This is a genomic window from Oryzihumus sp. JJN4-3R (assembly GCF_057747915.1).
Genome location: NZ_CM173229.1, coordinates 2165281 through 2188176, shown reverse-complemented (window position 1 = coordinate 2188176; position 22896 = coordinate 2165281). Strand labels below are relative to the sequence as shown.

At 73.8% G+C, this 22896-nt stretch carries 24 protein-coding genes and 1 riboswitch; of the genes, 13 read left to right on the top strand and 11 right to left on the bottom strand.

Annotation, left to right across the window (positions count from 1 at the left end; genetic code table 11):
- The first annotated feature begins 67 nt into the window (after positions 1 to 67).
- Positions 68 to 2635 (top strand): ATP-dependent chaperone ClpB, encoded by a 2568-nt coding sequence (gene clpB, locus AC3ANM_RS10225; protein WP_488284309.1) that lies wholly within the window; start codon positions 68 to 70, stop codon positions 2633 to 2635.
- On the opposite strand, the gene AC3ANM_RS10220 is transcribed toward clpB, so the two are convergent.
- On the bottom strand, positions 2622 to 2744 hold the full coding sequence (locus AC3ANM_RS10220) for a hypothetical protein (RefSeq protein ID WP_488284308.1): 123 nt from the start codon (positions 2742 to 2744) through the stop codon (positions 2622 to 2624). The genes clpB and AC3ANM_RS10220 overlap by 14 nt on opposite strands.
- Here AC3ANM_RS10220 and AC3ANM_RS10215 point away from each other — a divergent pair.
- Both AC3ANM_RS10215 and AC3ANM_RS10210 read left to right on the top strand, forming a co-directional pair.
- A complete protein-coding gene (locus AC3ANM_RS10215; protein ID WP_488284307.1) occupies positions 2743 to 3435 on the top strand; it encodes an LppX_LprAFG lipoprotein in 693 nt (230 codons plus the stop codon). The genes AC3ANM_RS10220 and AC3ANM_RS10215 overlap by 2 nt on opposite strands.
- Positions 3404 to 5077, top strand: coding sequence for an MFS transporter (locus AC3ANM_RS10210; protein ID WP_488284306.1), 1674 nt, complete (start codon positions 3404 to 3406; stop codon positions 5075 to 5077). The genes AC3ANM_RS10215 and AC3ANM_RS10210 overlap by 32 nt, the downstream gene beginning before the upstream one ends.
- 66 nt (positions 5078 to 5143) lie before the next feature.
- Here AC3ANM_RS10210 and AC3ANM_RS10205 read toward each other — a convergent pair whose 3' ends face one another.
- The 7 genes from AC3ANM_RS10205 to AC3ANM_RS10175 all read right to left on the bottom strand — a co-directional run bounded on the left by AC3ANM_RS10205 (position 5144) and on the right by AC3ANM_RS10175 (position 11409).
- Positions 5144 to 5584, bottom strand: a complete 441-nt coding sequence (locus AC3ANM_RS10205) for a hypothetical protein (RefSeq protein ID WP_488284305.1) — start codon at positions 5582 to 5584, stop codon at positions 5144 to 5146.
- A gap of 137 nt (positions 5585 to 5721) precedes the next feature.
- On the bottom strand, positions 5722 to 6552 hold the full coding sequence (gene thiD, locus AC3ANM_RS10200; RefSeq protein ID WP_488284304.1) for a bifunctional hydroxymethylpyrimidine kinase/phosphomethylpyrimidine kinase: 831 nt from the start codon (positions 6550 to 6552) through the stop codon (positions 5722 to 5724).
- Entirely contained in the window at positions 6549 to 7205 is a 657-nt protein-coding gene (gene thiE / locus AC3ANM_RS10195; RefSeq protein WP_488284303.1) for a thiamine phosphate synthase, read from the bottom strand. Before thiE ends, thiD begins: the two co-directional genes overlap by 4 nt.
- Positions 7205 to 8032: a hydroxyethylthiazole kinase gene (thiM, locus tag AC3ANM_RS10190; protein WP_488284302.1), complete on the bottom strand. Its 828-nt coding sequence runs from the start codon at positions 8030 to 8032 to the stop codon at positions 7205 to 7207. Before thiM ends, thiE begins: the two co-directional genes overlap by 1 nt.
- Positions 8026 to 8117: riboswitch (TPP riboswitch) on the bottom strand. (Overlaps the previous gene by 7 nt.)
- A gap of 225 nt (positions 8118 to 8342) precedes the next feature.
- Entirely contained in the window at positions 8343 to 9134 is a 792-nt protein-coding gene (locus tag AC3ANM_RS10185; RefSeq protein ID WP_488284301.1) for an SDR family NAD(P)-dependent oxidoreductase, read from the bottom strand.
- Complete coding sequence (locus tag AC3ANM_RS10180) at positions 9131 to 10618, bottom strand: flavin-containing monooxygenase (protein ID WP_488284300.1); 1488 nt, start codon at positions 10616 to 10618, stop codon at positions 9131 to 9133. The genes AC3ANM_RS10185 and AC3ANM_RS10180 overlap by 4 nt, the downstream gene beginning before the upstream one ends.
- A complete protein-coding gene (locus AC3ANM_RS10175) occupies positions 10615 to 11409 on the bottom strand; it encodes an exodeoxyribonuclease III (protein WP_488284299.1) in 795 nt (264 codons plus the stop codon). The genes AC3ANM_RS10180 and AC3ANM_RS10175 overlap by 4 nt, the downstream gene beginning before the upstream one ends.
- 36 nt (positions 11410 to 11445) lie before the next feature.
- Here AC3ANM_RS10175 and AC3ANM_RS10170 point away from each other — a divergent pair, with 36 nt between their 5' ends.
- The 4 genes from AC3ANM_RS10170 to AC3ANM_RS10155 all read left to right on the top strand — a co-directional run bounded on the left by AC3ANM_RS10170 (position 11446) and on the right by AC3ANM_RS10155 (position 14935).
- On the top strand, positions 11446 to 12222 hold the full coding sequence (locus AC3ANM_RS10170) for an SDR family NAD(P)-dependent oxidoreductase (RefSeq protein ID WP_488284298.1): 777 nt from the start codon (positions 11446 to 11448) through the stop codon (positions 12220 to 12222).
- Positions 12223 to 12249: 27 nt separating this feature from the next.
- Positions 12250 to 12804 carry an orotate phosphoribosyltransferase gene (gene pyrE, locus AC3ANM_RS10165; RefSeq protein WP_488284297.1) on the top strand — a complete coding sequence of 185 codons (555 nt, stop codon included), beginning with the start codon at positions 12250 to 12252 and terminating at the stop codon, positions 12802 to 12804.
- Positions 12805 to 12883: 79 nt separating this feature from the next.
- Positions 12884 to 13498: a LemA family protein gene (locus AC3ANM_RS10160; protein ID WP_488284296.1), complete on the top strand. Its 615-nt coding sequence runs from the start codon at positions 12884 to 12886 to the stop codon at positions 13496 to 13498.
- 90 nt (positions 13499 to 13588) lie between these two features.
- Positions 13589 to 14935, top strand: a complete 1347-nt coding sequence (locus AC3ANM_RS10155; RefSeq protein WP_488284295.1) for an amidase — start codon at positions 13589 to 13591, stop codon at positions 14933 to 14935.
- Here AC3ANM_RS10155 and AC3ANM_RS10150 read toward each other — a convergent pair whose 3' ends face one another.
- The gene (locus AC3ANM_RS10150; protein ID WP_488284294.1) at positions 14936 to 15520 is read right to left on the bottom strand and encodes a winged helix-turn-helix domain-containing protein; all 585 of its coding nucleotides are present in this window, start codon (positions 15518 to 15520) and stop codon (positions 14936 to 14938) included.
- Positions 15521 to 15574: 54 nt separating this feature from the next.
- On the opposite strand from AC3ANM_RS10150, the gene AC3ANM_RS10145 reads away from it, so the two are divergent.
- Complete coding sequence (locus AC3ANM_RS10145; RefSeq protein WP_488284293.1) at positions 15575 to 16960, top strand: MFS transporter; 1386 nt, start codon at positions 15575 to 15577, stop codon at positions 16958 to 16960.
- A gap of 45 nt (positions 16961 to 17005) precedes the next feature.
- On the opposite strand, the gene AC3ANM_RS10140 is transcribed toward AC3ANM_RS10145, so the two are convergent.
- A complete protein-coding gene (locus tag AC3ANM_RS10140; RefSeq protein WP_488284292.1) occupies positions 17006 to 17593 on the bottom strand; it encodes a hypothetical protein in 588 nt (195 codons plus the stop codon).
- 195 nt (positions 17594 to 17788) lie between these two features.
- Here AC3ANM_RS10140 and AC3ANM_RS10135 point away from each other — a divergent pair, with 195 nt between their 5' ends.
- Complete coding sequence (locus AC3ANM_RS10135; protein WP_488284291.1) at positions 17789 to 18664, top strand: ZIP family metal transporter; 876 nt, start codon at positions 17789 to 17791, stop codon at positions 18662 to 18664.
- A 77-nt stretch (positions 18665 to 18741) separates the two neighbouring features.
- Here the strand turns inward: AC3ANM_RS10135 and AC3ANM_RS10130 are convergent, their stop codons facing one another.
- Entirely contained in the window at positions 18742 to 19410 is a 669-nt protein-coding gene (locus AC3ANM_RS10130; RefSeq protein WP_488287939.1) for a DedA family protein, read from the bottom strand.
- Positions 19411 to 19453: 43 nt separating this feature from the next.
- Between AC3ANM_RS10130 and AC3ANM_RS10125 the strand changes: the two genes are divergently transcribed.
- The 4 genes from AC3ANM_RS10125 (at position 19454) to AC3ANM_RS10110 (ending at position 22855) form a co-directional block, all read left to right on the top strand.
- A complete protein-coding gene (locus AC3ANM_RS10125) occupies positions 19454 to 20095 on the top strand; it encodes a TrmH family RNA methyltransferase (protein ID WP_488284290.1) in 642 nt (213 codons plus the stop codon).
- A 59-nt stretch (positions 20096 to 20154) separates the two neighbouring features.
- Entirely contained in the window at positions 20155 to 21186 is a 1032-nt protein-coding gene (fbaA, locus tag AC3ANM_RS10120) for a class II fructose-bisphosphate aldolase (RefSeq protein ID WP_488284289.1), read from the top strand.
- Complete coding sequence (locus AC3ANM_RS10115) at positions 21183 to 21584, top strand: DUF3151 domain-containing protein (protein WP_488284288.1); 402 nt, start codon at positions 21183 to 21185, stop codon at positions 21582 to 21584. Before fbaA ends, AC3ANM_RS10115 begins: the two co-directional genes overlap by 4 nt.
- A 122-nt stretch (positions 21585 to 21706) precedes the next feature.
- Positions 21707 to 22855, top strand: a complete 1149-nt coding sequence (locus tag AC3ANM_RS10110) for an acyl-CoA dehydrogenase family protein (RefSeq protein WP_488284287.1) — start codon at positions 21707 to 21709, stop codon at positions 22853 to 22855.
- Positions 22856 to 22896 lie beyond the last annotated feature (41 nt).

Below are 22896 nucleotides of genomic sequence, written 5' to 3'. Positions count from 1 at the left end.
ATACACTCAACTTTGCACGGTGTTGCACCGGTGTCGTCCCGTCCGTCCACGAGGAGCCCGACCGACCATGGATCTGCAGCTCACCACCAAGGCCCAGGAGGCCTTCTCCGCCGCGGCCCGTGCCGCCGCGGCCGCGGGCCACCCGCACGTCGAGCCCGCCCACCTGCTCCAGGCGCTGACGCGCCAGACCGACACCACAACCGGCCCGCTGCTGGACGCGACCGGGTCCTCGCTGCAGCAGGCGGCCGCCGCCGCCGACAAGGCCCTGCACGCGCTGCCCTCGGTCAGCGGCTCGAGCGTCAGCGCCCCGGCCCTCTCCCGCGCCGGCCTGGCCGTCCTCGAGAAGGCCCGCACGCAGATGGAGTCGATGGGCGACAGCTACGTCTCCACCGACCACCTGCTGCTCGCCCTCGCCCAGACCGGCGAGTTCGGCCTCGCGGCCGACGCGATCGCCGCCGAGATCCCCAGGCTGCGCGGCGGGGCGCGCATCACCACCGCCGACCCTGAGGCGACGTATGACGCGCTGGCCAAGTACGGCACCGACCTCACCGAGGCGGCCCGCGACGGCAAGCTCGACCCGGTGATCGGCCGCGACGCCGAGATCCGCCGCGTCGTGCAGGTGCTCTCGCGGCGCACCAAGAACAACCCTGTCCTCATCGGCGAGCCCGGCGTCGGCAAGACCGCCGTCGTCGAGGGCCTGGCCCAGCGCGTCGTGGCCGGCGACGTGCCGGAGTCGCTGAAGGGCAAGCGCCTCGTCGCCCTCGACCTGGCCGCGATGGTCGCCGGCGCGAAGTACCGCGGCGAGTTCGAGGAGCGGCTCAAGGCCGTCCTGGAGGAGATCCGCTCCTCCGGCGGGCAGGTCATCACCTTCATCGACGAGCTGCACACCGTCGTCGGCGCCGGTGCGACCGGCGAGGGCGCCATGGACGCCGGCAACATGCTCAAGCCGCTGCTGGCCCGCGGCGAGCTGCGCATGGTCGGCGCGACGACGCTGGACGAGTACCGCGAGCACATCGAGAAGGACCCCGCCCTGGAACGCCGGTTCCAGCAGGTCTTCGTGGGCGAGCCCAGCGTCGAGGACACCATCGCCATCCTGCGCGGGCTCAAGGAGCGCTACACCGCCCACCACAAGGTGGCCATCGCCGACAGCGCGCTCGTCGCCGCCGCGACCCTGTCCAACCGCTACATCACCGGCCGCCAGCTGCCGGACAAGGCCATCGACCTCATCGACGAGGCCGCCTCCCGGCTGCGGATGGAGATCGACTCCTCGCCGGTCGAGGTCGACGAGCTCCGCCGGGCCGTCGACCGGCTCAAGATGGAGGAGCTCGCCCTCGAGCGCGAGACCGACGAGGCCAGCCAGGAGCGCCTGGCCAAGCTGCGCCAGGACCTCGCGGACCGCTCCGAGCAGCTCGCCGCGCTGACCGCGCGCTGGGAGCAGGAGAAGGCCGGCCTGAACCGGGTCGGTGACCTCATGGCCCAGCTCGACGACCTGCGCACCCAGGTGGAGCGGCTCCAGCGCGACGGCGACCTCGCGGCCGCCTCGAAGATCCTCTACGGCGAGATCCCCCCGCTGGAGCGCGAGCTCGCCCAGGCCCAGGCCGCCGAGGCGACCTCCTCCACCGCCGGTGGCGAGGCGCCCATGGTCAAGGAGGAGGTCGGCCCCGACGACATCGCCGACGTCATCAGCGCCTGGACCGGCATCCCCGCCGGCCGGCTGCTCGAGGGCGAGACCGAGAAGCTGCTGCGCATGGAGGAGTTCCTCGGCCGCCGGCTGATCGGCCAGGGCACGGCCGTGCGCGCCGTCAGCGACGCCGTCCGCCGCAGCCGCGCCGGCATCTCCGACCCCGACCGGCCGACCGGTTCGTTCCTCTTCCTCGGCCCGACCGGCGTCGGCAAGACCGAGCTGGCCAAGTCCCTGGCCGACTTCCTCTTCGACGACGAGCGGGCCATGGTCCGCATCGACATGAGCGAGTACTCCGAGCGCCACTCGGTCGCCCGCCTCATCGGCGCCCCGCCCGGCTACGTCGGCTACGAGGAGGGCGGCCAGCTCACCGAGGCCGTCCGCCGCCGGCCCTACTCCGTCGTCCTGCTCGACGAGGTGGAGAAGGCCCACCCGGAGACCTTCGACATCCTGCTGCAGGTCCTCGACGACGGCCGGCTCACCGACGGCCAGGGCCGCACGGTCGACTTCCGCAACGTCATCCTCGTGATGACCTCCAACCTCGGCTCGCAGTTCCTCATCGACCCGACGCTGCCGCAGGACGTCAAGCACGAGGCCGTCATGAGCGCGGTGCGCACCTCGTTCAAGCCCGAGTTCCTCAACCGGCTCGACGAGGTCGTCGTCTTCGACCCGCTCTCGACCGAGGAGCTCAGCCGGATCGTCGACCTGCAGGTCGCGGCCCTCAGCCGCCGCCTGACCGACCGCCGGATCACCCTGGAGGTCACCGACGCGGCCAGGGAGTGGCTGGCGATGACCGGCTACGACCCCGCCTACGGTGCCCGCCCGCTGCGCCGCCTGGTCCAGACCCAGATCGGCGACCAGCTGGCCAGGGCGTTGCTTGCCGGCGAGGTCCGCGACGGCCAGACGGTCGTCGTCGACCGGCACACGGAGCAGGACGGGCTCACCCTGCGCTGACGCGCAGCAGACCCCGGTATGCCGTGGGGCGGTGCGGGTGCCCACCCGCACCGCCCCACGCGTCCCCGGCGGCGGTCGCCGCCAGCAGGCCGGGGTAGCGTCGGCGCATGCGACTGCACGCCCGGACCCTGGCCGCCGCCCTCGCCGTGGGCCTCGCGCTCGCCGGGTGCAGCGGCAGCTCCGACTCCGCGGCTAAGCTCTCGCCGTCCCAGCGCCTCGCCGCGGCGAAGCAGAAGGTCGACGCCGCCGGGTCGGTGCACCTGACCCTGCGCTCCAGCGGCATCCCGGCCACGTCAGGCGGCGTGCTCGGCGCCGAGGGCACGGGTACCCACGCGCCGGCCTTCAAGGGCAGCCTCGACGCCCGCATGTCCGGCATCCAGGTCCGCGTCGACGTCGTCGCCACCGGTGGCCAGCTCTACCTGAAGCTGCCGTTCACGACGACGTTCGCCCCGGTGGACCCCAAGCAGTACAACGCCCCCGACCCGGCCACGCTCTTCTCCGCGGACAAGGGGCTGTCCACGCTGCTCACCGCCACGAAGGACCCGAAGCTGCGGGACAAGAAGCGCAACGGCGCCGAGGTCGTGCAGACCATCACCGGCACCGTGCCGGGGGCGACCGTCGTCGACCTGCTCGGCACCGGGGACCGCAGCGGCACCTTCGACGCGGCATACGGCATCACCGACCCCGGCGGCCAGCTGCGCACCATCACCCTCACCGGCCCGTTCTTCCCGGGCGCGCGCTCGACCTACACGCTGACCCTCGACCGCTATGGCAAGGCCGTTGAGATCTCCCGGCCCTAGGGCGCTGCTGGCGCTGGCCTCGAGCGCGGTCGCGCTCGCCGCGGCCGACACCTACGTCGTCGTGGTGGCCCTGCCGGACATGATGGCCGGCGTCGGGCTGGGGCTGGACGCCCTGCAACGGGCGACCCCGATCCTTTCCGGGTTCCTGCTGGGCTACATCGCGGTGCTCCCGCTGGTCGGCCGTCTGGCCGACCTGCTGCCGCGCCAGCGCATCCTGCTCGGCTGCCTCGCGCTGTTCGTCGTCGGCTCGGTCGTGACGGCCACCGCCGTGGAGCTGCCGGTCATGGTCGCCGGGCGGGTGCTCCAGGGCGTCGGTGGGGGAGGCCTGGTGCCCGCGACGCTGGCGCTGGTGGCCGACCTGTGGCCGGTCGGGCGCCGCGGCACCCCGCTGGGGGTGGTCGGCGCCGTCCAGGAGCTGGGCAGCGTGCTCGGTCCGCTGCTCGGCGCCGCGGTGCTCGCCGTCGCCGACTGGCGCGCCATCTTCTGGCTCAACGTCGTCGCCGGGCTGGTCCTCAGTGCCGGGCTGGTCGCCCTCGGCCCACGCCCGGTGCCGCGACCACGTGCCCTGACGCTCGCGCTCGCGGCCCTCGCCACGGCGCTGGCCCTGCTCACCCTGACTGCCCCGCAGTCCCTGGCCACCGGGGTGACCACCGGTGTCCCGTTCGTCCCCTTCACCGGCTCGTCCCGCCTCGCGACGCCGGTCGGCGTCGCCACCCTGGTGGTGCTGCTGGTCCTGGCCGCAGTCACCGCACGCAGCTGGGTAGGGGCGCTGCGCCGGGCCGACGTGCCCGGGGCGGTCTGCCTGGCCGTGGCGCTCGGGTCGGTGGTGCTGACCTTCGCCTCGGCGGACCCGACCCGGGAGGTGCTCGGGCCATGGGGCTGGGCCCTGCTGCCGGTGGGGGCGCTGGCGCTCGCGGGCTACGCCTGGCGGCACCGCCGGGCCCAGGTGCCGCTCATCGCCCGGGGCGTGCTGCGCGGTCGGGTGCTGCTCGCGCTCGTCGTCAGCCTGCTGGTCGGGGCGGCCCTCGTCGCGGTCGTGGTCGACGTGCCGGTGCTGGCCCGCCTCGGCCACCGCAGCCAGACCGGCGCCGCGCTGGTGCTGGTCCGCTTCCTCGTGGCCGTCCCGGTGGGCGCGGTGCTCGGCGGACGCCTGCTGCGGCACGCCGGCAGCGCCGTCGTCGCCGCGCCCGGGCTGGCGTTGGCGGCCGGGGCCCTGGCCGTGATGTCCCGCTGGCAGCCGGGCGACCTGGCCACCGCCGGGTCCACCCTCGCGCTGGTCGCGGCCGGCCTGGGCCTCGGGCTGGCGATCGCCCCGGTCAACGCGGCCACCCTCGCCGACGCCCCGGTCACCGACGCCGGGGTCGCCAGCGCGCTCGTCGTCGTCGCCCGGATGAGCGGGATGGTCCTCGGCCTGGCGCTGCTGACCGCCGTCGGGCTGCACCGGTTCTCCCAGGCCGTGGCGGCGCTGCCGGACCCGACCGACACGCACGCCATCGCCGCGGCGGGGGTGGTGCAGGTGCAGTCCGTGCTCCTCGGTGGCGGGATGGCCGCCAGCGCGGCAGCGCTCGCCGCGCTCGGGCTCGGCAGACGGCCCGAGTCCCGTCGCCAACCCAGGCTGGAGGGCGTCACGGTGGGCCTCTGAGCCCACGACCCGGCCGCCCGGCACCAGGTCCGGGACAGGGGGTTTCAGGCGTGCTGCGCCGAGGTGTCAGGCGGCCTTGCCGTGGTGGGCGCCGACCTGATGGGCGGCCCGGCGCTGGCGAGCGGCTTTGCGGCGGTCGGCCTTGTGGTGCTGCTCGGCCATGTGCTCGAAGGTCTGCATGCGGGTGCGCTTGGTGCGCGAGCGCGTGACCAGCCAGGCGATGAGCACGGCACCGAGGATCGGCGCGATGCGGTTGACGTCGATGGCCGGGCGCCACGAGACCTCGCCGTCCCGGATGACGTAGGCCCCGGACGGGCGGCCCTGGATCCCGAACCCGCCGCCCTCACCCTCCTGGCCCTCCTTGTCGTGGCCACCCCCGCCGCCTCCGCCTCCGGCGACCGTGGCCGCGGCGATGAAGGTGACGCCGTCCTGCTCGTAGGGCTCGGCGAACACCCGCTTGACGGTGATCGCGTCACGCGCCTGGCTCATCAGCTCGTCCAGCTTCATCGTCCCCACCTCTCATGACCGGTTGCGGGGACGTCATGCCCCGACGCCCGATGCTGTGCCCGGACACGGCGCGGGCGACAGGACCGGAGGTCCCGCCCCGTGGGGCGGAGCGGCTCAGGCGACGGGCCCTAGCCCGGTCAGCGGGGCCAGGTGGCGTGGAAGTGGTGCACGGGCCCGTGGCCGTGCCCGACCTCGAGCTCGTCGGCGGCGGTCAGGGCCGCGGTGAGCCAGGCCTTCGCGTCCCGCGCCGCGGTGGGCCACGAGTCCCGCTGCGGGCGCAGCGCCGCCAGGGCCGAGGACAGCGAGCAGCCGGTGCCGTGGGTGTTCTCGGTGTCCACCCACGGCTCGTGCAGCCAGTGCACGCCCTCGGGGCCGACGAGGACGTCGCCGGCGGTGCCGGGACCGCGGTCACGGCCGGCCGAAGGCGCGCGGTGGCCGCCCTTGAGGAGCACCCGCTGTGCCCCGAGGGCCACCAGCGCGTGCGCCTGCTCGAGCATCGTGTCGTCGTCCCGGGCCTGCGGGACGCCGAGCAGCGCGGCGGCCTCCGGCAGGTTGGGCGTGACCACGGACGCCAGCGGGAGCAGGTCCCGCAGCGCCGCGACCGCGTCGTCGGCCAGCAGCCGGTCGCCGCTCGTGGCCACCATGACCGGGTCCAGGACGACGACCTCGCACGGGTGGGCGCGCAGGAACGTCGCGACGGCGCCGGCCAGCTCGGCCGTGCCCAGCATGCCGATCTTCACCGCGTCGACCCGCACGTCCGCGACGAGCGTCTCCAGCTGCTCGGTGACGAACCCGGTCGGCACCAGGTGCACCCCGCTCACCCCGCGCGTGCTCTGCGCGGTCAGGGCAGTCAGCACCGAGGTGCCGTAGGCCCCGAGCGCGGAGAACGTCTTCAGGTCGGCCTGCACGCCGGCGCCGCCCGAGGGGTCGCTGCCGGCGATCGTGAGCGCGACGGGCGGCCGGGTCATGCCCGCACCTGCGCCCCGGCCCACGCCGTGGCCAGGCGGCGGGTCGCGGCGGGCACGTCGGGCTGGCCGCAGATCGCGCTCACCACCGCCACGCCGGCCGCCCCGGTCGCCCGGACCTGCGGCGCCTCCTCGGGGCCGATGCCGCCGATCGCCACGCAGGGCCAGGGGCTGGCGGCCACGACGTCCGCGAGCACCACGAGCCCGCCCGGGGCGGCCGCATCCGGCTTGGTCCTCTGCGCGAAGACCGGTCCCACGCCCAGGTAGTCCACGACGTCCGGCCCCAGCGCCCGGGCCGCCTCCACGTGCGCGGTCGTCTGCACGGACAGGCCCAGGTATGCCGTGTGGCCCAGCAGCGCCCGCGCCTCCCGGGGGTCGACGTCGCCCTGACCCACGTGGGCGCCGTGCGCGCCGATCGGCCCCACGAGGTGGACCCGGTCGTTGACCAGCAGCGGCACGCCGGTGCCGTCCAGGGCCGCCACGACCGCCCGGCCCAGGGCCACCAGCTCGGCGTCGGTGGCGTGCGGGTCCCGCAGCTGCACGACGCCGACCCCGGCCGACACCGCGGCGGCCACCGTCGCCGGCACGCCGGCGCGGCCGCACAGCCGCGTGTCGGTGACGAGGTAGAGCGCGAGGTCGGGGGCGGGGCGCGTCATCAGCCCAGCCGGACCCGGGCCGCGAGGGTCTCGGGGGTCAGCGCGGCGAGCTCGTCCAGCAGCGCCACGGCGAACGAGCCCGGACCGTCGGTGCGGGCCGCCGCGGCGTCCGCGGCCACCGTCAGCGTCGCCGTCGCGGCCGTCGCCGCCAGCAGCGGGTCATCGACGACGCCGGCGAAGCCCGCCATGAGCGCCCCGAGCGCGCAGCCGACGCCGGTGACCCGGGTCAGCCACTCGTGCCCGTTGGCCACGGTCACCAGCCGGGTGCCGTCGGTGAGGTGGTCGACCGGCCCGCTCACGGCGACGACGCAGCCGTGCTGACCGGCCAGCGCCCGAGCCGCGTCGAGCGCCGCCTCCGGGGTGTCGAGGGAGTCCACGCCCTTGCCCCCGGCGCCGCCGGCGAGGGCCATGACCTCCGAGGCGTTGCCGCGGATGACCCGGGGAGCCGCGAGGTCGAGCAGGCGGAGCGCGATACCGGTGCGCCACCCGAGCAGGGGACCGGCCGCGACCGGGTCCAGGACCCAGGGCGTGCCGGCCGCGCCGGCCGCCTCGACGGCGCGCTCCATCGCCGCGGCGGTCTCGCCGTAGGGCGTCCCGACGTTGACCAGCACCCCGCTCGCGACCCCGGCGAAGGCGCCGGCCTCCTCGGGGTTGTCGACCATGGCGGGGGCGGCCCCTGCGGCGAGCAGCAGGTTGGCCGTCCACTGCGCGACGACGATGTTGGTGAGGCACTGGACGAGCGGCGAGCCCTCCCGCAGGGCGTCGAGGGCCCCGGCCACCTCGGCGGCGGTGACGGGCGAGGTGGAGGTGGGCGTGGTCGTGACCATGACGGTGACGTCCCTTCGCTAGTGCGAGCTAGATCAGGTTCAACGGGTGTGTTCTCAGCCGTGACCGGCACCCCGCGTCGGCGGCGACTCTAGCCCAGCTGCCTGGCGCGACGGCCCGGGCCCTTCGGCCGTGGTCGGCGCCGCGGGCCGGGCGTATCCCGGAAGCAGGAGGGTCGGCTCGGCAGAGGAGGAGCCATGGAGAAGCTGGCACTGGGGTCGTTGGCCGGACTGCTCGCGTTGCTCGCGCTGTTCATCCTCATGGCGTTCTTCGCGGCGATCTTCACCGCGCCGTGACGCCCGGTCCCGCTCCTCAGCGGGCGGAGCGGGTGGCCCGGCGGTAGCGCCGGACCTCGCGTGCCGTGGTCAGCCGCACCAGCCCCGGCACGAGGCGCTGCGCCCAGGCGGCCACCTTGGCCTCGCGCGGAGCGATGATGACGGCGGGGTTCTTCGGCAGCGCCTCCAGCACGGTCTGCGCCAGCGCCTCCGGTGAGAGCAGGTGCGGCTGGAGCCGCTCGACCAGGGTCTTGCTGGCCGTGTTGACCCCGGTCTCGGGGACGTCCCGGTTGACCTCCCGCAGGAGCGGGGTGTCGACGAAGCCGGGGCACAGCACGCTCACCCGTATGCCGTGTCCGCGAGCTTCCAGCCGCAGTGCCTGGGACAACGCCACGACGGCGTGCTTGGTGGCGGTGTAGGGCGCCATCACCGGCGCCGGGAGCAGGCCCGCCAGGGAGCCGGTGTTGACGATGTGACCGCTGCGCTGTGCCCGCATGATCGGGTAGACGGCCTCGATGCCGTGGACGACCCCGCGCAGGTTGACGTCGATCGTGCGGTCCCAGTGCTCGGGCGTCAGCTCCTCCACGAGGCCGCCGATGCCGACGCCGGCGTTGTTGTAGAGGACGTCGATCCGGCCGTGCTCGGCCGCCACGGCCCGGGCGACGCGGGCGAACGCCTGCCGGTCGGTGACGTCGAGCTGGACGTGCTCGGGCTCCTTCGGCCGGACGTCGGCGACGACCACCGTGTCGCCCACGCGGCGGTGGGCGTCGGCAAGCGCGGCGCCGATCCCGCTGGCTCCGCCGGTGATGAGGACGACGCGCTGCTTCATGCGCCGAAACGGTAGTGCTCGGCCCTGAGCCGTGCCGTCCGGCGGCGGAACCGCACGGTCGACCACGGCCACAGCGCGCGGTTCACCCCCGAGCTGTCGAGGTACCAGCTCCGGCAGCCGGTGAGCCACACCCCGGAGGCGCTGCGCTCCTGCACCGCCTGGTTGAACGCCTCCTGCGCGACGGGCTCGACCTCGATCGAGCGGGCCCCGCGCCGGTCCCGCTCGGCCATCGCCTTGAGCACCAGCCGGACCTGCGCCTCGATCATGATGAGCATCGAGGTGTGCCCGAGCCCGGTGTTGGGGCCGACGAGGGTGAACAGGTTGGGGAAGCCCGCCACGGCGGTGCCCAGGTAGGCCTCCGGCGCCTTGGCCCACTCCTGCCCCAGGTCGCGGCCGCCGACCCCGGTGACGGCGAGGTGCTGGTAGGTGCCGATCACCTCGAAGCCGGTGCCGAGGACGAGGGCGTCGACCGCGACCCGCCGGCCGTCGGTGAGCTCGACCGCGTCGGCCGCGACCCGCGCGATGGACGTGGTCTCGAGGTCGACGTCGTCCCGCTGGAGGGCGGGGTAGTAGTCGCTGGAGACCAGGATCCGCTTGCAGCCGATCGTGTAGTCCGGGGTGAGGCTCTCCCGCAGCCCGGGGTCGGCGACCTGCGCGCCCAGGTGCTTGCGCGCCATGCGCTCGGCGACCTTCATCGCCTTGGGGTGGCTGGCGAAGCCGATCACGCGGGCCTCGTTCTGCCAGTAGATGCCGGCCCGCTTGAGCCGGGCCAGCCAGGGCCAGCGGGCCCACCGGCGCTTGGCGGCCTCGGAGAACTCGGGGTCCTCCTTGGGCAGCACCCACGGCGGGGTGCGCTGGAAGACGGTCACCCGGCCGGCGAGCGGCGCCACCTCGGGCACGAGCTGGATGGCGCTCGCTCCGGTGCCGATCACCCCGATCCGCTTGCCCTGCAACGGAAGCGAAGGGTCCCAGGCTGCGGTGTGGACGACCGGCCCGGCGAAGTCCTCCAGCCCCTCGATGTCCGGCCGGGCCGGCTCGTGCAGCGCGCCGACGGCCATGACCAGGGAGCGGCAGCGCACCTGGACGATGCCGGTGGGGCTGCGCACCGTGAGCCGCCAGGTCCCGGACTCCTCCTCGTATCGCGCGGCGTCCAGTCTCGTGCCGAGGCGCAGGTGCGCGTCGATGCCGTAGGTGCGGGAGCAGTGCCGCAGGTAGTCGAGGATCTCCGGGGCGGTGGCGTAGGCGCGGGACCAGTCCGGCTTGGGCTCGAAGGAGTAAGAGTACAGGTGGGACGGGACGTCGCAGGCGCAGCCGGGATAGGTGTTGTCCCGCCATGTCCCGCCGAGCTGGTCGGCCTTCTCGATGACGACGAAGTCGTGGTTCCCCTGTCGCTTCAGGGCGATCGCCATGCCGAGGCCGGCGAAGCCGCTGCCGACGACGACGACGTCGTAGTCCGGCCGGTGACCGGCCGTCGGTGCGGTCACAGGTCAGCCAGGTCCACGATGACGGGGGCGTGGTCGCTGGCGCCCTTGCCCTTGCGCTCCTCACGGTCGATCGAGGCGGCCTCGACCCGGGAGGTCAGGGCGGGGGAGCCGAGGACGAAGTCGATGCGCATGCCGCGGCGCTTGGGGAACGCCAGCTGCTGGTAGTCCCAGTAGGTGTAGACGCCGGGCCCGGGGGTGTGCGGGCGGACGACGTCGGTGTAGCCGGCCTCGACGATGGCGTTGAACGCGGCCCGCTCCGGCGGGGAGACGTGGGTCTTGTCGGCGAAGAACTCCATGTCCCAGACGTCCTCGTCCTGCGGCGCGATGTTCCAGTCACCCATGAGGGCGACCTGTGCCGCCGGGTCGTCGGCCAGCCACTTGGCGGCGGTGTCCCGCAGGGTGGTCAGCCAGTCCAGCTTGTAGGCCAGGTGCGGGTCCTCCAGGGACCGGCCGTTGGGGACGTAGAGCGACCAGATCCGGACGCCGCCGCAGGTGGCCCCCAGGGCGCGGGCCTCGGCAGCCAGCGGGTCGCCATACCCGGGCATGCCCTCGAACCCGGCCTGGACGTCGGTCAGGCCGACCCGGGACAGGATCGCCACGCCGTTCCAGTGGTTGAGCCCGTGGTGGGCCACCTCGTAGCCGAGGTCCCTGAGCCGGTCGAAGGGGAACTGCTCGTCGGTCGCCTTGGTCTCCTGCAGGGCGAGCACGTCGCAGTCGCTGCGTTGCAGCCACGCCTCGACCCGGTCGATCCGTGAGCGGATGGAGTTGACGTTCCACGTAGCGATTCGCACGTGTCCACCTTAGGAGGGGGCCATAGGCTGGCTCGCATGAGCACCGCACTCGTGACCGGAGCGACCGCCGGCATCGGCCTGGCCTTCTGCCGTGAGCTCGCCGAGCGGGGCCACGACCTCGTCCTCGTCGCCCGTGACCGGGCCCGGCTGGAGAACGTCTCCGACGAGCTCGAGTCGAAGTACCACGTCAAGGTCGAGATCCTCGCCGCCGACCTGTCCGACCGGCTGCAGGTGCAGAAGGTCGCCGACCGCCTGTCCGAGTCCGGCCGGCCGGTGGACCTGCTCGTCAACAACGCCGGCTTCGGCCTCTCGCGCAGCTTCCTCCAGGGCGACCTCGCCGACGAGGAGCGGGCGCTGGACGTCCTGTGCCGTGCGGTGATGGTCCTCTCCCACGCCGCGGCGCTCGCCATGCGGGAGCGGGGACGCGGCGCCATCGTCAACGTGTCCTCGGTGGCCGGCTTCGTGGCCATGGGCAGCTACTCGGCCGCCAAGGCGTGGGTGACGACGTTCTCCGAGGGGCTGGCCAACGAGCTGGCCGGCACCGGGGTCACCGTCACGGCGCTGTGCCCCGGCTTCACCCACACCGAGTTCCACGAGCGCGCGTCGCTGGACATGTCCCGGCTGCCCAAGGGCATGTGGCTGGAGGCGGACCGCCTGGTGCGCGACTGCCTCGACGACGTCAAGGCCGGCAAGGTCATCTCGGTGCCCGGCCCGCAGTACAAGCTGATCGCCGCCCTGACGCGCACCCTGCCCCGCGGCCTGGTCCGCCGGGCCAGCGGCGGGGTCGCCTCCCGTCGCCGCCACGGCCGCTGAGCGGGGCGACCAACTAGGGTGAAGGCCGTGACCGACTCCGCTGCCGCCCGCGCCCGCCTGCTCGAGCTGATCAAGGACAAGGCCATCGTCCACGGCCGCGTCACGCTCTCCTCCGGCAAGGAGGCCGACTTCTACGTCGACCTGCGCCGGATCACCCTCGACGGCGAGGCCGCCCCGCTGGTCGGCCAGGTGATGACCGACCTGGTCAAGGACCTCGACGTCGACGCCGTGGGTGGCCTGACCATGGGCGCCGACCCGGTCGCCACCGCGATGCTCCACGCCAGTGCCGCCGCCGGCCGCCGGCTCGACGCCTTCGTGGTCCGCAAGGCGGAGAAGGCCCACGGCCTGCAGCAGCGCATCGAGGGCCCCTCCATCGCCGGCCGCCGCGTGGTCGTCGTCGAGGACACCTCCACCACGGGCGGCTCCCCGCTGACCGCCGTCGCCGCCTGCCGCGACGCCGGCGCCGAGGTGGTGGCCGTGGCGGTCATCGCCGACCGCGCCAGCGGCGCCCAGGAGAAGGTGGAGGCCGAGGGCCTGACCTACCGGGCGGCATACGGCGTCGGGGAACTCGGCCTGGCCTGAGCACGTCCCACCCGCGGAGCGGCGCCGGTGTGGCCCGCCGCTGACTAGGCTGGACCCAAGACCAACCGCGGGAGTCCCCATGATCGTCTGGATCGTCATCGGCGTCGTCGTCGTGCTGCTGCTCCTGTGGGCCGTGATGACCTACAACGGCCTGATCAAGCTGCGCAACCTCGTGCAGGAGGCCTGGCGCCAGATCGACGTCGAGCTCAAGCGCCGGCACGACCTGATCCCCAACCTGGTCGAGACGGTCAAGGGCTACGCCGCCCACGAGCGCGGCACCCTCGAGGACGTCATGACGGCCCGCTCCTCGGCGATGGCCGGCAACCAGAGCCCGGCCCAGGCGGCCCAGAGCGAGAACGTCCTGACCCAGGCGCTCGGCCGCCTCATCGCCGTCGCCGAGGCCTACCCCGACCTCAAGGCCAACCAGAACTTCCTGGCCCTGCAGCAGGAGCTGAGCTCCACCGAGGACCGCATCGCGGCCGGCCGGCGCTACTACAACGCCAACGTCCGCCAGCTCAACACCCGGGTCGAGACGGTGCCCTCCAACATCGTGGCCAACGTGGCGCACGTGACCCGCGAGGAGTACTTCGAGGCCGAGGACGCCGCGCGCACCGCGCCGTCGGTCAGCTTCCCCGGCCGCGACGGCGGCACCCCCGCGGCCCCCTCCGCGACGACCCAGACGCCGCAGGACTGACCGACCCGTCCGTATGCCGGGTGCTGCCTCGCGCCGCACTCACCCCTTCGCGTGTGGCGGGAGGGGCGGAGCGGCCCTAGCGTCCCGGGTGTGACCACGCAGCCCCGCACCGCCACCGGGATCGTCGCGGCCGTGCGGGCCGGCGACCTCGACCCCCGCCTCACCGTCGAGGACTCGCTCGAGCGGATCACCACCCACGACCCGCGCATCGGCGCGTTCCGGCGGATCCGCACCCGGGAGGCCCGCCGCGAGGCCGCCGTGCTGGCCGGTCGCGGGGTGTTCGAGGGCCTGCCGCTCGTCGGCGTGCCGGTCGCGGTCAAGGACAACGTGGCCGTGCACGGTGAACGGCTCGAGCACGGCTCGCACGCCACGGACCGGGCGCCGGCCACCGAGGACCACGTCGTCGTGCAGCGGCTGCGCGCCGCTGGGGCGGTCATCGTCGGGCTGACCCGGGTCCCCGAGCTGTGCATCTGGCCGATGACCGACACCCCCGAGGGCACCGCCCGCAACCCGTGGGACCTCACCCGCACCCCCGGCGGCTCCTCGGGGGGCAGCGCGGCCGCCGTCGCCGCCGGCCTGGTGCCGCTCGCTCATGGCACCGACGGCATGGGGTCGGTGCGCATCCCGGCGGCCTGCTGCGGGCTGGTCGGCATCAAGCCCGGGGCCGGCGTCGTGCCCGAGCCGCACCAGGAGTGGCTGGGCATGTCCACCCACGGCCCGCTGGCCACCACCGTCGCCGACGCGGCGCTGCTGCTGTCGGTGCTCGCCGCCCGGCCCGCGCTGGCCCGGGTCACCACGGCCGCGGGCATCCTGCGCATCGCCGTCTCCTCCCGCAGCCCGCTGCCGGGGGTCCCGGTCCGGCCGGAGTGGCGGCGCACGGCCGAGCGGGCGGGGGAGCTGCTGACCCGTGCCGGGCACCGGGTGGAGGCCAGCAACCCGACCTACCGGCCCGGCTCGATGAACGAGATGACCGCCCGCTGGTTCGCGGGCGTCGCGCAGGAGGCCGAGGGCCTGGACCCCGAGCGGCTCGAGGCGCGCACCCGGCGGCACGCGGCCATCGGCCGCACCCTGCTGGCCCGCGGCCTGGTCAAGGACGACGCGCGCGAGCGGTGGCAGGCCGCGATCGCCCCGTTCTTCGAGCGGTACGACGTGCTGGTCACCCCGGCGCTGGCCGCGTCGCCGCCCCCCGCCGCGCGCTGGCACGAGCGGGGGTGGCTGCCCAACGTGCTGACCTCGACCCGGTTCGGCCCGTTCGAGGGGCCGTGGAACCTGGCCGGCTTCCCGGCGATGACGGTCCCGGTCGGCGGGCACACGAGCCGGCTGCCGCTGGCGGTCCAGCTGGTGGCCGCACCGGGCGGGGAGTCCCGGCTGATCGGCGTCGCGGCCCAGCTCGAGGCGCTCGCCCCCTGGCAGCGGACCGCCCCCGGCTTCGCCTGATCAGCCGGCCGAGGCGCCGTCCGGGCGGCGCATGAGGAAGAAGACGCTGCTGAACGGCACGGCGTCCTCGGGGCGGTCCTCGGCCGTGCGTCCCTCGTAGCGCTGCAACAGCTCCTCGAGCTCGCGGCCCAGCGACCTGGCCTCGTCCACGGTCAGCCACACCCGGCCGCGGGACATCGACGTGCCGTCGGAGGCGCCGCGCCGGTCGCTGGCGGCCCAGGCCTCGATCTCCTCCAGCAGGGGCGCCATGAACGCCGCGGTGAAGGCCTTGGTCGCCACGGCGGAGGAGCCTCCGCGCGCCGACTGGTGGATGCGCAGGTCCTGGGCGGCCGCGCGCCACGGGCGCTCGCGCGCGTCGTCGCCGCCCTCGTCGCGCGCGACGATGCCCCACTTCTCCAGGGCGCGCAGGTGGTAGCTCATCGCCGACGGGGTGAGCCCGCACAGCCGGGCGGCCTCGGTTGCGGTGAGGACCGAGCCGCCGTAGAGCTCGTCGATCACCTTCTGCCGCGCCGGGTGCGCCAGGGCGCGGATCGCCTTGGGGTCGGTGAGGGTGACGGCCTTCTTCAGCGGAGCGCGGCGTGCCATGGCCTGAGCGTAAGTGCTTGACGCGCCCAATGTGAAACAGTACCTTCACAAATTGTGAAGCAATCACTTCAGAAGTCGGCCGCCACCAGGCCTTCGCTGTGGCGCCACCGGGACCTGCGGCTGGTCATGCCGGCGCGGACCCTGTCCTACGTCGGCGACTTCCTCGCCCTCTTCGCGCTCACCCTGCGGATCCACGACCAGGGCGGCGGTGCTGTCGGTGTCGCCGTCCTGATGGCCGCGTTCAGCCTCCCGCCGGTGCTGCTCATGGGCGTGGCCGGCCACGTCTCCGACCGGTTCGACTCCCGGCGCGTGCTGCTGGCCAGCACCTCGGTGGAGATGCTGGCCTGCGTCGGCCTCGCGCTCGTCGACCGGCTGGCGGCCACGGTGGCCCTGGTGGTGCTGCTCCAGCTCGGCCAGGCCGTGTCCAACCCGACGTGGGGCGCGCTGCTGCCCCGGATCGTCGGGGACGAGGACATGGGGCGGGTCAGCGCCCTCCAGCAGGGCCTGCTGGCCGCCACCGGGGTGGTCGGGGCGACCCTCGGGGGCCTGCTGGTGGGTGGCTGGGGCGTCTCCGGGGCGTTGTGGGTCGACGCCGCCTCGTTCACCGGCCTGCTCGTCGCGGCCGCCTGCGTCCGCACCCGCCGCGGTGGTGCCCAGGGCAAGGCCGGGGCACCCGGCACCGACCGGGGGCCCACCGACCCGGCGCCGGTCCGGCGGCGTGCCCGGGCGCTGGACGGCCTGCGGCTGATGCGCCGCGACCGGCTGCTGTGGGTGACCTTCGTGTGGATGATGCCGTTCGTGGTCGTCCTCGAGGGCGTCAACGTCGCGGAGGTCTTCCTCGTTCGTGACGAGCTCCACGCCAGCACGACGGCGTTCGGCGTGGTTCAGGCGGTTTTCGGGGTCGGCGCCGTGCTCGGCTCCTGGCTGGCCGGGCGCGCGGGCACCGACGCCGCACGGGTGCGGGTGCTGCTCGCGGGCTTCGCCGGCACCGCGCTCGGCATCGGGGTCGCCGGACTGGCGCCCTCGGTGGTCGTGCTCGGCGGGCTGTTCGCCTCCGTCGGCGTGGCCAACGCGGCGGCCAACGCCGCCGCCGGCCCGCTGTATGCCGTCCGGCCGCCGGAGCGCGACCGCGGCAAGGTCCTCGCCGCCGTCACCGGCGTCTCGCGCGCCGCCTCCGTCGTCGCGATGGGGGCCGGCGCCCTCAGTGGCAGCCTGCTCGGGCCGCGCTGGACGTTCGTCGTCGGCGGGGTGCTGGCGGTCCTCGTCACCGTGGCCATGGTGCTGCAGCTGCGCGGCGTCGACCGGGCCCGGCCGGTCGCCCCCGAGGTCGCGCAGGCCGCCGCGACGGCGGTCCCGGACACGACCACCGAGGTGGCGGCGGAGGTCGTGCCGGTGGGGGTGGTCCCGGAGGTCGTGCCGGTCGCTTCGGCCGCGAGCTGAGCGGCCCACCGGTGCCCGGCGTGATCGACCAGGTCGCGCCGGGCGTCAGTGCCAGGCGGCGCGGTCGAGCAGCCGGGCCACCATGAGCGCACCGCCGAGGCGCTCGCCCAGGGTGAGGGCCAGCAGCAGGGCCTGGTGGTGGGAGTCCGCCGGCAGGGTGAGGCGGTCGCCGGCGACCCGGGGCAGCTGGGACGGGCTCGTCGCGTCGCGGGCGATCCCGCGGAAGGTCCGCCCGGTCTCCTCGGCCCACCGGTTGACGTCGTGGACGTCCCGGCAGAGCACCCACCAGGTGCGTTCGGAGGCAGGGAGGCTGCCGCGCTCTGGCTCTCGTTCGGCGTCCCACTCGGCCACCAGCAGGCCCTCGGCGACGACGGCCTGCTTCTCCAGCAACGACAGGGTGCGGTAGCCCATCGGGACGCCGCCCTCCCAGGCCTGCTTCCACGCCGCGCTGTCTGCCTCGGGGGTGGTGACCCAAGCCCGGCCCAGTCCCCGCGCCTCGAACAGGCGCTGCGTCCCGGGCTCCGTGACGTCGAACGGGTCCAGTCCGCCGGTCGGGCACTCGTAGGCCACGTCCGACGGCCCGACCTCGGCGCCGGCGCGTTGCCACCGCTGCGGTGTGACCTCGTACTTCATGCCCATGGCGACCCCCTCGTGTGACCGGTGCCGGCGACCCTACCCACGGCTTGCCGGCCCCTCCGGGCCGGCCGGCGCCGGGACCTGGAGGTCCGGCACGGGCGCGATTGGCCAGGACGGCATGGTGAGGCTTACCTTGGTGAGGCTCACCTAACTCGGGGTGGGTGCCCCGACTGTTTCCGGAGTTCCGTTTCCATGTCAGGTAGCCAGATCGCCCTTCTGGGCGCGATCGCCGGGTTCACGATCTTCCTCGGCCTGCCGGTCGGCCGGCTGCGTCAGCCGGCCCCGCGCCTCAAGGCGGCCCTCAACGGCATCGCCATCGGTGTGCTCGTCTTCCTCGTCTGGGACATCCTCGCGCATGCATGGGAGCCGGTGGACGTCGCGCTGGCCGGGCACAAGTGGTCCACCGCGCTGCAGGGCTTCGCCGTGATGACGGTCGGCCTCGCGGTCGGCATGGTCGGCCTCGTCTACTACGACAAGGTGATGGCCGCCCGCCGTGCGCGCTCGCAGGCGCTCAGCACCCCGGTGGCCGTGCCCGTCGGCACCCCGGGCTCCCCGGGTGGTCCGGCCGCCCCGGTCACCGACCCGGCCGTGACCCCGGCGCCGGGCCGCTCCGCGGCCGCCGATCTCTCGCTGATGATCGCCGTGGGCATCGGCCTGCACAACTTCGCCGAGGGCCTGGCGATCGGCAACTCCGCCGCCGGCGGGGAGCTGTCGCTGGCGCTGCTGCTGGTCATCGGCTTCGCCCTGCACAACGCCACCGAGGGCTTCGGCATCGTCGCCCCGCTGGCCGGCGACGTCCAGCGCCCGTCCTGGGGGCGCCTCGCGCTGCTCGGCCTGATCGGCGGCGGCCCGACCTTCGTGGGCACCCTGATCGGCCAGAGCATCGTCAACGACACCCTGGCCATCGCCTTCCTCGGCCTTGCGGCCGGCTCGGTCCTCTACGTCGTCATCGAGCTGCTCTCGGTGGCCCGGCGGACCGGCATGAAGGAGCTGACCACCTGGTGCATCCTCGGCGGCCTCTTCCTGGGGTTCCTCACCGACGGCATCCTCACCGCGGCGGGTGCCTGACCCGGCCACACGGCATACACCACAGCGAAGCGCCCGGGTCACCGTGAGGTGACCCGGGCGCTTCGGAGCTCGGGGGCTCAGAGGGGGCCGGTGACCGAGTCCTCGGACTCGCTCGCGCCCGACTTCGCGGCCGAGCGGTGCCGCAGCCACTCGATCAGCATCGGGATGAGCGAGATGACGATGATGAGCAGCAGCATCAGCTCGAGGTTGTTCTTCACGAAGCTGATCTGGCCCAGGAAGTAGCCGAGCAGGGTGACGCCAACGGCCCAGAGGACGGCGCCGATCGCGCTGTAGGTGAAGAAGCGGCGGCGCTCCATCTTGCCCACACCGGCCACGACGGTGATGAAGGTCCGCACGATCGGCACGAACCGGCCCATGACGATGGCGCGGTTGCCGTAGCGGTCGAAGAAGTGGGTCGTCTTGTGGAAGTACTCCCGCTTGATGAACCGGCCGTCCCGGTTGTACAGCGGCGTGCCGAGCGCCCGGCCGATCTCGTAGCCCACCACGTTGCCGAGCAGCGCCGCCGCCGCGAGCACCACGAACACGACCGGCAGGGGGAGGCCCAGGGGGTTGTTGGCCTGCGCGGCGAACAGGCCGATGGTGAACAGCAGCGAGTCACCGGGCAGGAACGCCGTGAACAGCCCGCACTCGGCGAAGATGATCGCCGCGCTGATCCACAGGGCCGCGGTGCCGTACTGCTGGAGCAGGGTCTGGGGGTCGAGCCAGCTGGGGCCCAGGGAGTGCATCACGGGCACGAGGGTAGAGGACCGGTCTGGGAGAGTGACCTGCGTGAACGACGCGCACGAGGTGGGGGTCGGCCCCTGGGAGGGGCCCTGGCCGAGCGACCCCCGGTATGACGAGGGCCTGCTCGCGGCCGGCGACCGGCGCAACGTCGCCGACCGCTACCGCTACTGGACGCACGAGGCGATCGTGCACGACCTGGACCTGAGCCGGCACGACTTCCACGTCGCCGTGGAGAACTGGGCCCACGACTTCAACATCGGCTCGGTCATCCGCACGGCCAACGCCTTCAACGCGAAGGCATTCCACATCGTGGGAAGGCGGCGGTGGAACCGCCGGGGCGCGATGGTGACCGACCGCTACCAGCACGAGCACCACCACGAGAGCGTCGAGGCGCTCCTGGCCTGGGCCGCCACCCACGGGCCCGGCGGGCACGGCATACCGGTCATCGGCATCGACAACCTGCCCGGCTCGGTGCCGCTGGAGACCTGGGACCTGCCGCGACACTGCGTCCTGCTCTTCGGCCAGGAGGGCCCGGGCCTGTCGGCGGCGGCCCGGGAGGGCTGCGAGGTCATCCTCGACATCGGCCAGTACGGCTCGACCCGCTCGATCAACGCCGGCGCCGCGGCGGCGGTCGCCATGCACGCATGGGTCCGACGTCACGTGTTCGGGCAGCACCCCTCGCCCTAGGATGGCGAAAAGCCCGGTCGCACAACGGCGTGCGTCCAACGGACCGTGAGGGAGCCACCATGCCCATCGCGACACCTGAGGTGTACGCAGACATGCTCGACCGTGCCAAGGCCGGGTCGTTCGCCTACCCCGCGATCAACGTCTCCTCGAGCCAGACCCTCAACGCCGCGATCCGCGGCTTCGCCGAGGCCGGCAGCGACGGCATCATCCAGGTCTCCACCGGCGGCGCCGAGTACCTCTCCGGCCCCACGGTCAAGGACATGGTCGCCGGCTCGCTGGCCTTCGCCGCGTTCGCGCACGAGGTGGCGAAGAAGTACGACGTCAACATCGCGCTGCACACCGACCACTGCCCCAAGGACAAGCTCGACGGCTTCGTCCGACCGCTCCTGGCCGCCTCCACCGAGCGGGTCCGGGCCGGTGGCACCCCGTGGTTCCAGTCGCACATGTGGGACGGCTCGGCCGTGCCGCTGACCGAGAACCTCCAGATCGCCCGGGAGCTGCTCGACGCGTGCAAGGCGGCCGACGTCATCCTCGAGATCGAGGTCGGCGTGGTCGGCGGCGAGGAGGACGGCGTCGTCGGCGCCATCGACGAGAAGCTCTACAGCACCCCCGAGGATGCCCTCGCCACCGTCGAGGCGCTCGGCCTCGGCGAGCACGGCCGCTACATGACCGCGCTGACCTTCGGCAACGTCCACGGCGTCTACAAGCCGGGCAACGTCAAGCTGCGCCCGGAGATCCTCAAGCACGCCCAGGACGCGGTCATCAAGGCCCGCGGCCTGGCCGCCGACGCCAAGCCGTTCGACCTGGTCTTCCACGGCGGCTCCGGCTCCCTGCCGGAGGAGATCGCCGCGGCCGTCGACTACGGCGTGGTGAAGATGAACGTCGACACCGACACGCAGTACGCGTTCACGCGCCCGGTGGCCGGCTTCATGCTCAAGAACTACGACGGCGTGCTGAAGGTCGATGGCGAGGTCGGCAACAAGAAGGCCTACGACCCCCGCGCGTGGGGCAAGGAGGCCGAGGCGGGCATGGCCGCCCGGGTCGTCACCGCCTGCGAGAACCTCCGCTCGGCCGGGACGCACGCCAAGTGAGCAACCTGCTCGGCATCCCCGAGACCCTGCTCCCCGAGGACCCGGCTGCGGCCCGCCTGACGGCAGGGGAGGACTCGGCGGCCGTCGCTGCGGCCCACCCCACCTCTTCGCTGGCCTGGGCCACCCTCGCCGAGGCGGCGCTGGCCGACGGGCGCACCGTCGAGGGCTACGCCTACGCCCGCACCGGCTACCACCGGGCGCTGGACGCGTTGCGCAAGAACGGCTGGCGGGGCCAGGGCCCCGTGCCGTGGTCGCACGAGCCCAACCGCGGCTTCCTGCGCGCGCTGGCCGCCCTCAGCCGGGCGGCCGGGGCGATCGGCGAGACCGACGAGGAGCGCCGCTGCGCCGACTTCCTGCGCGACTCCTCGGCCGAGGCGGCCCGCGCGCTCGGCCTCTGACCCCGTCGTCACCGACAGGCGCCGGCGTGTGAGATGTCACGCGCCCGGCGCCTGTTCCGTGTCTGGCTACTGATGGGTAACCTCGCCGCAGGAGCGGGTACCCCACGGGACGGAGAGCGCCGATGCGCAGGCGGGCGGAGTCAGCCGAGGAGCGGGCCTTCCGTGAGAGCCTGCGGGCCTACCTCACCGCCAAGGTCGTCCCCCACGTCGAGGAGTGGGAGCACGCCCGGCTCGTCCCCAAGAGCCTGTATGCCGAGCTGGGCGCGATCGGGGTCACCGGCCTGCAGGTGCCGGAGGCCTACGGCGGCGGGGGAGAGACCTCGTTCCGGTTCAACGCCATCCTGGCCGAGGAGGTCGCCCGCACCGGCGCGGTGACCGGCGCCCTCCAGCTGCACCTCAACGTGGTGCTGCCGTACTTCCTCGCCTACGCCACGCCCTCGCAGCGGGAGCGGTGGTTCCCCGGCTTCGCCACCGGCGAGCTCGTCACGGCGATCGCGATGACCGAGCCGGGCACCGGCTCCGACCTGGCCGGGATCAGCGCCACGGCGGTGCGTGACGGTGAGGACTACGTGCTCAACGGCACCAAGACCTTCATCACCGGTGGCGTCCAGGCGGACCTCGTCGTCGTGGTCGCCCGCACCTCCCGGGACCCGCAGGACCGTCGGGCCGGGCTGACCCTGCTCGTGGTCGAGGACGGCATGCCCGGGTTCACCCGCGGCCGCAACCTGGAGAAGATCGGCCTGAAGAGCCAGGACACCGGCGAGCTGTTCTTCGACGACGTGCGCGTCCCGGGGACCAACCTGCTCGGGCAGGAGGGCCAGGCGTTCGCCCACCTGACGGCGAACCTGCCGCAGGAGCGGATGTCCATCGCGGTGTCGTCGCAGGCCAGCTGCGAGCGGGCGATCGAGCTGACCCGCGACTACGTGCGCGAGCGCAAGGCCTTCGGCACCCCGATCGCGTCCTTCCAGAACACCAAGTTCGTCCTCGCCGGCCTCTCGGCCAAGGTCGAGGCCGGCCGCCAGCTCGTCGACGCCGCCCTCGAGGACCTCGACGCGGGCACCCTGACCGGCGCCGACGCCGCCCGGGTCAAGCTCTACACGACCGAGCTCCAGGCCGAGGTCGTCGACGCCTGCCTGCAGCTGCACGGCGGCTACGGCTACATGCTCGAGTACCCCATCGCCCGGATGTACGCCGACGCCCGCGTCTCGCGGATCTACGGCGGGTCCAGCGAGATCATGAAGACGATCATCGCCAAGGACCTCGGCCTGTAGCGGGACCCGTTCCACCCACCACCGACATCAGGAGAGAACCC

What these genes read in the sequence shown, in the direction of transcription:
- clpB (WP_488284309.1), top strand. Translation starts at nt 68, where the DNA reads ATGGATCTGCAGCTCACCACCAAGGCCCAGGAGGCCTTCTCCGCCGCG.
- AC3ANM_RS10215 (WP_488284307.1), top strand. Translation starts at nt 2,743, where the DNA reads ATGCGACTGCACGCCCGGACCCTGGCCGCCGCCCTCGCCGTGGGCCTC.
- AC3ANM_RS10220 (WP_488284308.1), bottom strand. Translation starts at nt 2,744, where the DNA reads ATGCGCCGACGCTACCCCGGCCTGCTGGCGGCGACCGCCGCCGGGGAC.
- AC3ANM_RS10210 (WP_488284306.1), top strand. Translation starts at nt 3,404, where the DNA reads ATGGCAAGGCCGTTGAGATCTCCCGGCCCTAGGGCGCTGCTGGCGCTG.
- AC3ANM_RS10205 (WP_488284305.1), bottom strand. Translation starts at nt 5,584, where the DNA reads ATGAAGCTGGACGAGCTGATGAGCCAGGCGCGTGACGCGATCACCGTC.
- thiD (WP_488284304.1), bottom strand. Translation starts at nt 6,552, where the DNA reads ATGACCCGGCCGCCCGTCGCGCTCACGATCGCCGGCAGCGACCCCTCG.
- thiE (WP_488284303.1), bottom strand. Translation starts at nt 7,205, where the DNA reads ATGACGCGCCCCGCCCCCGACCTCGCGCTCTACCTCGTCACCGACACG.
- thiM (WP_488284302.1), bottom strand. Translation starts at nt 8,032, where the DNA reads ATGGTCACGACCACGCCCACCTCCACCTCGCCCGTCACCGCCGCCGAG.
- AC3ANM_RS10185 (WP_488284301.1), bottom strand. Translation starts at nt 9,134, where the DNA reads ATGAAGCAGCGCGTCGTCCTCATCACCGGCGGAGCCAGCGGGATCGGC.
- AC3ANM_RS10170 (WP_488284298.1), top strand. Translation starts at nt 11,446, where the DNA reads ATGAGCACCGCACTCGTGACCGGAGCGACCGCCGGCATCGGCCTGGCC.
- AC3ANM_RS10160 (WP_488284296.1), top strand. Translation starts at nt 12,884, where the DNA reads ATGATCGTCTGGATCGTCATCGGCGTCGTCGTCGTGCTGCTGCTCCTG.
- AC3ANM_RS10150 (WP_488284294.1), bottom strand. Translation starts at nt 15,520, where the DNA reads ATGGCACGCCGCGCTCCGCTGAAGAAGGCCGTCACCCTCACCGACCCC.
- AC3ANM_RS10140 (WP_488284292.1), bottom strand. Translation starts at nt 17,593, where the DNA reads ATGAAGTACGAGGTCACACCGCAGCGGTGGCAACGCGCCGGCGCCGAG.
- AC3ANM_RS10135 (WP_488284291.1), top strand. Translation starts at nt 17,789, where the DNA reads ATGTCAGGTAGCCAGATCGCCCTTCTGGGCGCGATCGCCGGGTTCACG.
- AC3ANM_RS10130 (WP_488287939.1), bottom strand. Translation starts at nt 19,410, where the DNA reads ATGCACTCCCTGGGCCCCAGCTGGCTCGACCCCCAGACCCTGCTCCAG.
- fbaA (WP_488284289.1), top strand. Translation starts at nt 20,155, where the DNA reads ATGCCCATCGCGACACCTGAGGTGTACGCAGACATGCTCGACCGTGCC.
- AC3ANM_RS10110 (WP_488284287.1), top strand. Translation starts at nt 21,707, where the DNA reads ATGCGCAGGCGGGCGGAGTCAGCCGAGGAGCGGGCCTTCCGTGAGAGC.